The sequence below is a fragment of the Nodosilinea sp. LEGE 07088 genome (assembly GCF_015207395.1).
GTDB lineage: Bacteria > Cyanobacteriota > Cyanobacteriia > Phormidesmidales > Phormidesmidaceae > Nodosilinea.
The window spans coordinates 1-10,746 of sequence record NZ_JADEWX010000189.1; the positions used below are offsets into that span (position 1 = coordinate 1).

Consider the following 10,746-nt stretch of genomic DNA (forward strand, 5'->3'; position numbering starts at 1 on the left):
TTAGTAATCATGCAGAGTTGAGTAAGGAGTTGGAACTATTGTGTTACTTTGCTAATCCTTATCATTCCTGGGAGCGAGGTCTCAATGAACATACGAATGGATTATTAAGACAGTTTTTTCCAAAGCAAACAAATTTCAAAATCGTCAAACCGGAGACATTAGAAAGAGCCGTCATGTTGATTAACAAAAGACCAAGAAAATCGCTTGACTATAAAACGCCATTTGAAGTATTCTATTCAGATAAATCAGACGCTGATGCACTTCAGATTTGAATTGGCGGAATCATTCTGGAATGGGCGGCACAGCAGGGTAGGATTCTACTTACCCACGATGTGGAAACAATGACCCGATACGCCTACGAGCACGTACAGGTAGAGTTAGCAATGCTGGGAGTCTTTGAGATCAGTCGCAGCGTCCCAGTTGGGTTAGCGATTGAAGAGATTATCTTAATTACGGAGGGAAGCGTAGTCGATGTTCTAATTGGGCAGTGTGGATAAGATGGCCCAATTGGCAATCTTGAGTATGATAAAAGTCTTAATATTTGTCTCAAATGTGAAGGAGCTCGACTACATCCTTGGCCCAGCGAACATCCTTGCCTGAAATGCAACGACAAAATGTTGAAGGATGAAACTTTTGGGGAAACATTGTGGGATTAGAGAATCTTTAATTTTCTCAGACTAACTTGGAGAAAAAGTATGATTGACGGGATCGATCAACTCGTCTCACTGTATACGAGTCAAGATAAATTTGTTACAGCCTTCCTGGAAAGCACTTTATTTATTCCTCCAGAAATTGTTCGACTAAGAAATCAAGAAATACTTGAACTCTATAAATCTGGCGGCAAGTTTCCTATTCGATATTCACCATCCCATCATGAGGCTTTGAATATCAGCAACAAAGCAGAAGCTATTGCTTCAACCAGAGGTAACGAAGCAAGATTACCTGCTTATCCGTCATTTAATATCAAAATTGACAATGATGGTAATCATGAGAACAGACGTTCAATAAAAAAATACCTTGGTCATACTATCAGCACAGGAAAAAATAGCACGGTCAAGAATTACATAATTTCTCATGTATGGGGATTAGCCTCTCACCCACTTTTTTTCTCCTCCCTATGGAACATTGTCTTGATTCCAGCCCACTTCAACTATTTGATGGATAAAGATCCAGAATCACATCCTGTTGTCAAAATAGTTAAGGAAGCAATTCAGCGCAAATGTGCCTCTTTGTATAATTTTTATGAGCAGCTTGTTCCCCATATTCCAGAAGTCGAAGAATTTAAGTCCCTATTTCTTATGAATGAAAGTCAAAGGGGCGAACCCATGTATAGCATTTCATTCCTAACAAGTGAAGGCATCGAGCAACAAAAAGAAGAGATCCACATATCTAAAGATGAACAAGTTTTACTTGAAAACCTTTTGAGTAAAATGGGCAAAAAATTCTTCATTAGTTACTATGAAGTATATGCAAATGGTGAGGATCTGATGAACGTGATGCCGATTGGACTATATACATATAGTTCAATTCAAACAAGAATCAGCACAATGAGACGTATCTTCCGAGAAAATCTCAATCTCAAAGCGTTGAAGTATATTCTTGGCAAGGATAGTTCTAAACTTGATGATGAATCAATTGAGTTGGCGAAGGAATTAATCGAATTAGGTTGACCAAGATTGTCAGTTTTTATAAGTCAGTACAATTCTAGGCAGTGCAGGTCAGTATTTGAAAAAAGCTCTTGAATTGCTTCAGCGCCAGACCGAATCAGATTTTCAACCTCCCTAGTTGGTGCATTACCACATCGGAGCCAAATAACTTTGGGTGGAGAACCATAAAGCCGACTTCTTTCAGGAAAATCTGCATCTTGCGTCACTATGCAGAAGTCATTGAGTTTAGCGAATTCCCAAATCTCGGTATCTGTTTTCTCAGCCAAATTGTGGAATTGGACGTGGCTAGATTCAGGAAAAATATTAGCTAACCGATTAACGAGTTTACGGCTAAGGTTTTGGGCGAACAATAGTTTCAAGCAGCACTCACTGAGGCAACTAAACGATGTTCGCGATCAGCGGCAAATTCCAAACAGGCCCTAATGTCGGTTTCTGTCAATTCTGGAAAGTCGTCAATGATTTCAGCGGTAGACATGCCAGACGCTAACCAGCCCAAGACATCGTAGACCGTAATCCGCATCCGGCGGATGCAGGGCTTGCCCCCACGCTTATCAGGCTCGATCGTAATGATGTCGCGATAGCTCATAATACGGACGGGTCACTCGTGTATACCTAAGTCTAGAGCAGACTCACACCTCGCTGCAACGGACGGCAGATAGTTGATCGGTTAGGGCCGATAGGCCGCTTGCCGCCGTTGAGCTTCACCGTTAGATAGCAAAAAGTTCCGGGTATCCTCTGTTTGAGCTGTATATGGCGGTAGGACAGCTCATCCGTGTTGAAATGCCTCATTTTCTACTCATTCCAGGACAAAGCCATGTTTGACAACATGAAAGGATTGGCGGGAAAGGCAAAAGAAGCACTATCATCGACAGCGGCTTCAGTAGGGGATTTCATAGAAGGAGAAGATGGGCGTGCTGCCGTTGAGGCGATCAAGAAGACCGCAACATCCGTCGGTAATGAAGCAGTTAGGCTAGGGAAAGACGCGGTTCAGTCAGATCTTGCGAAAGATGCAGCATCAGGTGCTGCTGTTGGAGCTGTAGTAGCAGTTCCAGTTCCCATCGTTGGTCCAGTAATCGGTGCAACAGTCGGTGCAGGACTCGGAGTATATAAGAATCTCACCAAGCCGGGGCAATTGCCACAAACTGTCCCCTCTCAGAAGGAGCAAGTCGATATTTATGGTGAAATGCTAAAACTTGAAGATTTAAGACAGAAGGGAATTCTTACCGACGAGGAATTTGCGGACATGAAGAAGCGACTCCTCAGCGATCATCAATCTTAGCTCAAGTATGCGCCTGCTAGTTAATAAGTACCACTCTCAGGTACCCAAAGGTTAGAATGATTAGGTAGTCTTGTCTTAAGGCCAAGCCGATGACAGTCCGCCACCCTCGCTACAGTAAAGAAGAGTTTGCTCAGCGTGGTAATGAGCTGTATGAAAGTCAGGTGCGCCCTAGAGTTGAAGAGGGCAACCTTGGCAGGATTGTTGCCATTGATATTGAAACAGGGGCTTTTGAAATAGCAGACACCGCAATTGCAGCGACGGATCAGCTTTACGATCGATATCCCGATGCTCAACCCTGGGTAATTCGAATTGGACATCAAGCTGTCTATCGTTTTGGTTCCCGAAGCTTGAAGAAATCCGTATGATGCGAGGCTTTGTGAATCAGGGACGCGAAGCCATTATTGGAGTCGTAGTTGGTCATGCTAATTTGCCGAAGCAAATGGTTGAAGCAGTTATAGACACCGGATTTACCGGCTTCCTGTCTCTTCCTCTGTCCATCATTACTTTCCTCGGCTTACCCTGGCATTTTCGCGACATGGGCACTTTAGGGGATGGCAGTGAGGTCATTTTTGACATGTATAAAGCAACTGTGATTTGGGATGGGAAGACTCAAATCATTGATGTAGCCGCTTCTGAAGCAGACCCTCTAGTCGGGATGAGCTTGTTATACGGGTTTAAGGTTCAGATGGAAGTAATTGAGAGAGGAGTTGTGATAATCGAGGCACTAAAGTAAAGTTTGAAGTGATACAAAAGCCTCTTCACAGCAATCCAACTGTATACTTGATTGCCAGTTGACGCCTTTTAGAGAACCAAACAGAAGTGACTTACTGGACACCAGTTACGCCAATCTCGAACAAATTAAGGCTCGTTGATCTTTTGGGAAATGACATCTCTGAGGAACAAAAATGCCATTTCAGATCTTTCGAAAATCACTTGATTGACGTATATAAAGAAGGCAATCTAATTTTTGTATATAGAGGTGAATCCCTTAAAGATTTACAGAAAAAGCTATTTCTAAACCATGGAGAATACACCAAGCCACGCTTGTATGAGCGGCTGTTTATCATTGGCAACAAGGCACGACATTTCTTCATGGACAGGGCAGGCTCTAGTGATAGAGGATGGCTTACAAGTATCAACGATCATTCGGCTGCAACCTTTGGATTTATATTTGAGCGTATCGCTAATGTGCTGTCTACACCAAACTTAGAACCCCGGATTCAACAATCCTGTTCTAGCAGATTCCTAAACTACTTTTGTGATAGTAGTAATCGTGAAAAATTTATAGCCACCGTAGAAGCTACTACACAACATCGAGAGCAAGATAGGTTGAAACTTCGAGATTATTATTTATATTTCCTTCATGTGGCAGGCTCCGCAGGTGTTCGAAAGGAAACGATGTTGGTCTCTACAAGCCTCTCAGCGGAAATCTCAGAAGAAAAATTTACAGATAAAAATTCTAAATACTCGCTTGTTTTATACGGGTTTATTCCCCAGCCCTATCATAATTTCATAGTCTCGCCGTGGCTTGCCTCTGAGTATCACAGGATTGCTTCGGAGAAAGAGCTGCCAACTTATCAGCCGTTTGGATTATTCCCAGAAGAACTCGAAATATCCGTTAAAGGTGCTTTATTCTCCTGTTTCTTAATGGGGGCCAAGCAGGTTGAGGAGGATAGTTTTGTCGTCAACCCTCATATATTTTCAACTAAAGATTTCGACCAGGCAAGTAAGTATGGCATCCCAGTTAAGCAGGATGATTTTATGAACAGTGTCCTAGCTTCAGGGTATATGCGATTTTTCTACACTGACCTTCAAGGAAATTTTGAGCAATATGAGATATCGCGTTAGGGTTTGAAACCATTTGGTTATCTGTTGGAGTGCTATCTAAACAACCCGGTTTGAGCGGACTGCCTGAACTCTTGCTAGTGATGCGAAGGATATTTGCAGCCGCTCAACCCGAACGTTAGACCGTGTGTAACAGACGATTTCAGAGCCTAAAAGGCTATTGCCCCTGCTTTTGCAACTGCATGATCTTGCTCACCTGATCCACCACTGACACCGATCGCACCAATCACCTGTCCATTGCGCTTGAGAGGAATCCCGCCCGCAAAGATCATGATTCGCCCATGATTAGAGACGTGAATTCCATAGAATTGATCGCCGGGGTTTGCATTTTTGCCCAGGTCTGCTGTTGTAATATCGAACGCTCTTGATGTAAAGGCTTTGTTGATTGAAATGTCAATACTGCCAATCCATGCGCCATCCATCCGAACCTGAGCGACTAAGTTACCGCCGCTATCGACGATCGCAATGTTCATCGGTTGTCCAATTTCTTCGGCTTTTTGTTTTGCAGCCGCGATCGCAGCTTCTGCTTCTTGTAGAGAAATCGTGAGAGGATTGTTGAACGCCATCATTTGCTCCTAGTTCTAAGGTTCAGAGGGAATGACTATGTTTGCCGTCGAGCGACTATTGAAAAAAATAAACAAAATGGGAGTCAGCAGGTAGATAGCGATACTAATGTGAGCATTAAGAAATGCTAGGAAAAACGCAAAGGCGTATAGCCCTATACCGGCTAGATAGTCCCTGGTCATTGTTCTGACCAAGTGAGGAGCGATGCTTCTATCCAGCAACCGGTAGTGATGCGAGACGTACCACCACATGAGATTGAATGCGATCGCGCTCACTAGCAATACACCACCATACAACGCGACTGCAAGTGTCGATTGGGCATATTCGCCGATCAATGCAGTTGGAAATGGAATGAATGCCAAACACATCAGAAAGATCAGATTCAGCCAGAGTAGGGCGCGATCGCAGCGTTGCAGCAACCGAAATAGATTGTGATGAGCAACCCAGTAAATGCCAATCATCAAGAAACTAGTGATGTAACTTATGACTTTGGGAAGAAGTGCCATGAGTTGATGGGGGAGTTCCGTCTGTGCTAGTTCGGATGAGATTTCAGGAACGTGAATTTCCAGTACTAACAATGTGATGACGATTGCGAAGACACCATCGCTGAACGCCTCAATACGGGGTTTGAGTAGTAACGGAACAGAAACCTACGCTAAGGCTGAAACCCTTTCCATCAGGAGTTTTCAGCTCTAGTAAAATGGCTCATTTGGATCGTCAGGGTTCCGCAAGGGCCTAAAGCCGCCCTCTTTAAGCGCCTCAGCCAGCTCGAAGTAATAGCGACCCAGCATATTGATGTGGCTGTAGCCCAGGGGCGACAACCGAGCAACGTCTTCAGGATCAATCTCTAGCCCCTGGGCTCGCAGGTGATCAAGGGCTCTGTCCATATACAAGGTATTCCAGAGGATGACAGCATTGGTGACTAGCCCCAGTGCATTGAGCTGATCTTCCTGCCCCTCTCGATAGCGCTGTCGAATCTCTCCCTTATTGCCATGACACACGGCTCTAGCCAAACTGTGCCTCCCCTCCCCTCGGTTGAGCTGAGTCAGAATGCGACGGCGATAAGCCTCGTCATCAATGTAGTTCAGTAGATACAACGTCTTTGCTATCCGGCCCAGCTCACCAATCGCCTTGCCCAATGTAGAAGGCTTACCCCCCTTCTGTAGGACTCGCATGATCTCAAGGGCACTGACCTTGCCAAGCTTTAGCGACCCAGCCACCCGCAGCATGTCATCCCACAGATTTTCAATGAGATGTACCTTCACCTTCTGGCGGGCTATTCCGTCGAGTACGCCATAGTCAGCCTTTGGGTCGAGCCGCCAGAATCGCGCCTCACCAGTGTCGGCTAAGCGCGGGCTAAATTGATAGCCCAGCAGCCAGAAAAGGCCAAAGACCATATCGCTGTAGCCAGCGGTATCCGTCATCAGCTCGCGCGGACGTAGCCCCGTCCGCTGCTCCAACAGACCGACCAGTACCACCAACGAATCTCTCAAGGTTCCAGTCACGACTAGGCCATGAAACCCAGCGAACAAATCTGATACGAAGTTGTAATAGGTAATGCCCCGTCCACTGCTGAAATACTTGGGATTGGGACCAGCATTCAACGTCTTCACCGGCACCACAAAACGTAGGCCATCGGCAGAAGCCACCTCACCGCCACCCCAGGCTTGAACGAGGGTGACGTTTTTCTGCACGTTCACCAAACAAGCATTCGACTCAATGAGCGTTTCAGCTCGAATGTAGTGCTGCTGTATCCAAGCTAAACGGTGTTTCGTCAAAGCAGGCGTATCCTTGCGCTGCAAAGGTCTAAGCCCGATGTTGCAGGCCAGCGCCACGAGGACGGCGCACAGGCTGGTCGTGACGTTGTCAGCGCGAGCCCCTTCCTCGTGGGCATGGGTAAAGGCGTTGAGGAACCCCGTTTTTTCGTGGATCTCCAAGAGCACTTCTGGTAAATCAACCCGAGGCAGTAAGGCCGCGACCTGCGCCCTAAGTGATCGCAAATTTTCAGACTCTTCTAACTTCTCCAATGGGCTAATAGTCAGGGTCTGTCGTCCGTTTTCCGCTTCGATGATCTGCACAGCGTCATTCGTCGGCAGGTTCTGAGCCGTCCGGTGGTACGCATCATTGAGCTGCTGTTTTAGCTGCGTCAGCTTCTCGTCAGGCTTTGGCGCAAGATTCAAAGTCCGGCAGACTTGAGCCCGCACCGCCAGCCACTCACGGCCCTGAAGCAACTTTTCCTGTGGGTTACTCCACTGCACGCTCGGGGAGACATACAAGTCCCGACAACGCAGCCCGTTCATCAGCTGTTCCAGCACGCAGAACGTGTAAGCGCGGCGATCAATCACACCCGCCGTCGGGCAAACCCAGCGCAACCAGCCTTGGCTAACAATAACCAAAGGCGCATCCATCATGACAGGCTGACGCTTGCCCTCAATCGCCTTGAGGAAGGCGACTGCGGCTAGAGTCGATTGCCCTGCCTGGGTTGCCTGAAAGTCAATTGTATTCAACAGCGTCGGCAGAAATAGCCGCACCGTGCGCCAACGGCTCAAAATCTCAGGATAGTACTGGTCGTTGGGTGGACGGGCGATGGACTCCACTTGTTCTACAGCCGCTGCCAGTTGCACCGAAGAAACCTGAGAAAATATCGCCTCACGCAGCTGACCAATGTCCTGTTCTGGTGCTAAAAGGATGCTACAGGCCACGCTCAACGTCAGCGCAGCAGCATCTAAATCTTTGAGCGTCCGCAGTCGTTCTTTCTTCCCTTGACTAGCCGATTTGGACAACAGCTCTTTAGTGAGCAGCTCCAAAACAGTCAACGCATCATCCTGGGCGGTCGCTTCGACATCATGAACAAAAGCCAACAGCGTCGCTATCCGCCGAGCTTTCGGCATCCGTTCAATGGTTTGGGCTCTAGACGTGAACGCAGCTCGTGACAGCACTTTCAAGCGACTGGGTGGAACGGTAGGCAATACCAGATGGCTGACTCCGATGGCACGTATTCGCTTTAACCGATGGAGCGCGGCCACCAGCGCCGGGGCGCTAGAGCGCGTCGGCGAGCGTCTCAGTTGATCAAGAACGGTTTGTCTAGCGTCCTCATCCACTTTGAGAATGGCGTCTAGCCGTTGGCACTGCTCATCTGATGGCAAGCGTGATAACAACGTCCAGATCCGCTGTGCAACCCGCTCGCGCACTGTCGCCACCAGGCGTTCTAAGACGCTGACGCCGGGGAGTAAGATTTTCTGCTCCAGCAATTGAGCCGTTGCAATATCAAAGAGAACGCTTGGGCCTTCTGTTCCAACCCAAGCGCGGGCGTAGAGCCAACGAACAAACCGCCAGTGTTCAGGCTGAGCGCTGAAATCCTGGTAGCCATAGTGGCGCTGAATAATGTCCGCGTGCTCCCAGCGAGTGGTCTCGCGTTCCAGGTACGCTGACAGGTCACTCGTGCTAGCGATCTCTAGCTGCTGTGCCAAATAGTTAACGACGTTGGGCGGTACCTCAATCGGATTGATGAGGAAGGTACCCAAGAATCGTACTGTGCTCAGTTGCACCGCGAAGCCCAAACGATTATGGTCACCGCGTCGAGCCCTCACTAACCGTCGATCTGCGTCATCCAAATGGAAATAGCGGTCAAGTTGCAGGGCAGTCGGTTCATCCTGATATCGCCCATAGCGCTGTTGTTGTTCTATCGTCAGAAAACGAACAGGCATCTAGCCGCTGACAGGAACCTGTCGCAATAATTTGTACCATTCAGAGTATAGTCTAATTGGTACGACAAAACGGCACGACACAGCAAGGGTTTCAGCCCCCTATTTCCCGAGGGGTTCAATTGGTACAAAAAACGGTCGCTATCTATTGTCGGGTTTCGACAACCGATCAATCTTGCGACAGACAGGCGCAGGACTTGCTGGCCTATGCCAAGAAAGCTGATTTCAAAGTTGTCGGGGTTTGGAAGGAGACGGCCTCGGGCATCACACAGAATCGTGTTGTACGACAGGAGGTAATGGCCCTGGCTCAGGCGCGTAAGATTGATGCCATTTTGGTCACAGAGTTGACTCGGTGGGGGCGCAGCACCCTAGATCTGATTCAGACGCTCCAGGATTTACAGAGCTGGGCTGTCTCTCTGATAGCTCAAACCGGGCTCCAGTTCGATTTGGCGACGCCCCAAGGGCGGCTGATTGCTCAGCTCATGGCGGCGTTAGCAGAGTTTGAGCGCGACTTAGTGAGTGAGCGGGTGCGCTCTGGGCTAGCCGCAGCGAAAGCCAGGGGAAAGGTGCTAGGTAGGCAACCGGGGCAACGCATCAAGTCTGACCGCCTCGCGCCAAAGGTGATACAGATGGTGGAAGATAAGGTTTCTTATCGCACTATTGCTCATGACTTGAAGCTCAGCAAAACGACCGTGACGGAGATTGTCAAACGGCACCGGCAAGCCCATCCTGATTTTCAACCCCCGAGATCTAACATGGCTCCTCGAAAGAAAGCCCAGTCTGTTTATCAGCTCAAGATTACGCTCAAAGACATCCGACCACCGATTTGGCGACGGGTACAGGTGCGTAGTGACGCCACGCTAGGCCATCTGCACTGGGTCATTCAGCACGGCATGGGTTGGACCAATTCTCATCTCCATTCGTTTACGATTCGTGGGGTCGACTACGGGGAGCCGATGCCTGAGTTGGGCTTTGATGAGTTGGGACTGCGGGACGAGCAGCCGGTCAAATTGAGCAAGGTTATTGCAGGAGAGGGGTTTAAGTTCTCATACCTCTATGACTTCGGCGATTCTTGGGAGCATGAGATTTTGGTTGAGAAGGTGCTGGCCGCTGAGCCTGATGCCAGCTATCCCGTTTGTATTAAAGCCAAGCGCGCTTGCCCCCCTGAAGACTGTGGCGGCGTTTGGGGCTACCAGAATTTTCTAGACGCGATCCAATCCGCTGACCATCCAGAACATGAGGAAATGCTCGAATGGGTAGGCGGTTCCTTCGACCCAGAGGATGCTGAACTCGACGAGATCAACATGCTACTGAAGACGATTCCTCATGACACGGCTAATTTTGATGGCTACATCCCTTGATGGGAAAGGAATACAGCCTTAGCGTAGGTTTCTGTTCCATTACTACTCAAACCCCAATACGAGTGCTAGTCAAACCACTACTCTGGAATCCTTGCATAACGTTCTCCCTGATGCGACCCTAACGAGGGCTGCCGAGGGCGAATGTTCCATCGAGGTGCGATCGCGCTTCACGCATCGGCTCTTCCGGATCCAGGGTGGTAATTGTATAATGAGTTACGTTTAGGGGGATTGACATCATGGACTTTCACCTAGATACGCTGCTTAATTTTCCTAATGCAACCGTCGAGCAGTGCATTCAGGAGGCCGGAGAGATATTTCTGACATTG

11 protein-coding genes and 2 pseudogenes are annotated in these 10,746 nt (G+C 48.2%); 8 read left to right on the top strand and 5 right to left on the bottom strand.

Translation table 11 applies throughout. The features are described 5' to 3' along the window. Both IQ254_RS26295 and IQ254_RS26300 read left to right on the top strand, forming a co-directional pair. A partial coding sequence (locus IQ254_RS26295) for an IS30 family transposase (RefSeq protein ID WP_193969121.1) occupies nucleotides 1–272 on the top strand: 272 nt, incomplete at its 5' end. A 423-nt stretch (nucleotides 273–695) separates the two neighbouring features. Beyond that, a complete protein-coding gene (locus IQ254_RS26300) occupies nucleotides 696–1,670 on the top strand; it encodes a hypothetical protein (protein ID WP_193969122.1) in 975 nt (324 codons plus the stop codon). Nucleotides 1,671–1,693: 23 nt separating this feature from the next. Here IQ254_RS26300 and IQ254_RS33960 read toward each other — a convergent pair whose 3' ends face one another. Beyond that, entirely contained in the window at nucleotides 1,694–2,026 is a 333-nt protein-coding gene (locus IQ254_RS33960) for a DUF5615 family PIN-like protein (protein WP_193969123.1), read from the bottom strand. Then, on the bottom strand, nucleotides 2,023–2,253 hold the full coding sequence (locus IQ254_RS26310) for a DUF433 domain-containing protein (protein WP_193969124.1): 231 nt from the start codon (nucleotides 2,251–2,253) through the stop codon (nucleotides 2,023–2,025). Before IQ254_RS26310 ends, IQ254_RS33960 begins: the two co-directional genes overlap by 4 nt. A gap of 228 nt (nucleotides 2,254–2,481) precedes the next feature. On the opposite strand from IQ254_RS26310, the gene IQ254_RS26315 reads away from it, so the two are divergent. From IQ254_RS26315 to IQ254_RS26330, 4 genes are all read left to right on the top strand, one after another. Then, entirely contained in the window at nucleotides 2,482–2,946 is a 465-nt protein-coding gene (locus tag IQ254_RS26315) for an SHOCT domain-containing protein (protein WP_193969125.1), read from the top strand. 89 nt (nucleotides 2,947–3,035) lie between these two features. Continuing rightward, on the top strand, nucleotides 3,036–3,311 hold the full coding sequence (locus tag IQ254_RS26320; protein WP_193969126.1) for a hypothetical protein: 276 nt from the start codon (nucleotides 3,036–3,038) through the stop codon (nucleotides 3,309–3,311). Continuing rightward, nucleotides 3,308–3,679 (top strand): clan AA aspartic protease, encoded by a 372-nt coding sequence (locus IQ254_RS26325; RefSeq protein ID WP_193969127.1) that lies wholly within the window; start codon nucleotides 3,308–3,310, stop codon nucleotides 3,677–3,679. The genes IQ254_RS26320 and IQ254_RS26325 overlap by 4 nt, the downstream gene beginning before the upstream one ends. Nucleotides 3,680–3,765: 86 nt before the next feature. Continuing rightward, entirely contained in the window at nucleotides 3,766–4,794 is a 1,029-nt protein-coding gene (locus IQ254_RS26330) for a hypothetical protein (protein WP_193969128.1), read from the top strand. A gap of 146 nt (nucleotides 4,795–4,940) precedes the next feature. Here IQ254_RS26330 and IQ254_RS26335 read toward each other — a convergent pair whose 3' ends face one another. From IQ254_RS26335 to IQ254_RS26345, 3 genes are all read right to left on the bottom strand, one after another. Further along, nucleotides 4,941–5,360 (bottom strand): heme-binding protein, encoded by a 420-nt coding sequence (locus IQ254_RS26335; protein WP_228041112.1) that lies wholly within the window; start codon nucleotides 5,358–5,360, stop codon nucleotides 4,941–4,943. 12 nt (nucleotides 5,361–5,372) lie between these two features. Beyond that, a complete protein-coding gene (locus tag IQ254_RS26340) occupies nucleotides 5,373–5,975 on the bottom strand; it encodes a TMEM175 family protein (protein WP_193969131.1) in 603 nt (200 codons plus the stop codon). A gap of 72 nt (nucleotides 5,976–6,047) precedes the next feature. Continuing rightward, nucleotides 6,048–9,062 carry a Tn3 family transposase gene (locus tag IQ254_RS26345; RefSeq protein WP_193969129.1) on the bottom strand — a complete coding sequence of 1,005 codons (3,015 nt, stop codon included), beginning with the start codon at nucleotides 9,060–9,062 and terminating at the stop codon, nucleotides 6,048–6,050. Between the two features lie 119 nt (nucleotides 9,063–9,181). Here IQ254_RS26345 and IQ254_RS33965 point away from each other — a divergent pair. Both IQ254_RS33965 and IQ254_RS33970 read left to right on the top strand, forming a co-directional pair. Further along, a pseudogene (locus IQ254_RS33965) lies at nucleotides 9,182–9,784 on the top strand (recombinase family protein); the annotation flags it as partial. A 69-nt stretch (nucleotides 9,785–9,853) separates the two neighbouring features. Next, nucleotides 9,854–10,420 (top strand): annotated as a pseudogene (locus IQ254_RS33970) (plasmid pRiA4b ORF-3 family protein); the annotation flags it as partial. Nucleotides 10,421–10,746 lie beyond the last annotated feature (326 nt).

Coding starts and splice junctions, on each gene's coding strand:
- IQ254_RS26345 (WP_193969129.1), bottom strand. CDS start 9,062: ATGCCTGTTCGTTTTCTGACGATAGAACAACAACAGCGCTATGGGCGA.
- IQ254_RS26320 (WP_193969126.1), top strand. CDS start 3,036: ATGACAGTCCGCCACCCTCGCTACAGTAAAGAAGAGTTTGCTCAGCGT.
- IQ254_RS26335 (WP_228041112.1), bottom strand. CDS start 5,360: ATGATGGCGTTCAACAATCCTCTCACGATTTCTCTACAAGAAGCAGAA.
- IQ254_RS26325 (WP_193969127.1), top strand. CDS start 3,308: ATGATGCGAGGCTTTGTGAATCAGGGACGCGAAGCCATTATTGGAGTC.
- IQ254_RS26310 (WP_193969124.1), bottom strand. CDS start 2,253: ATGAGCTATCGCGACATCATTACGATCGAGCCTGATAAGCGTGGGGGC.
- IQ254_RS26315 (WP_193969125.1), top strand. CDS start 2,482: ATGTTTGACAACATGAAAGGATTGGCGGGAAAGGCAAAAGAAGCACTA.
- IQ254_RS26300 (WP_193969122.1), top strand. CDS start 696: ATGATTGACGGGATCGATCAACTCGTCTCACTGTATACGAGTCAAGAT.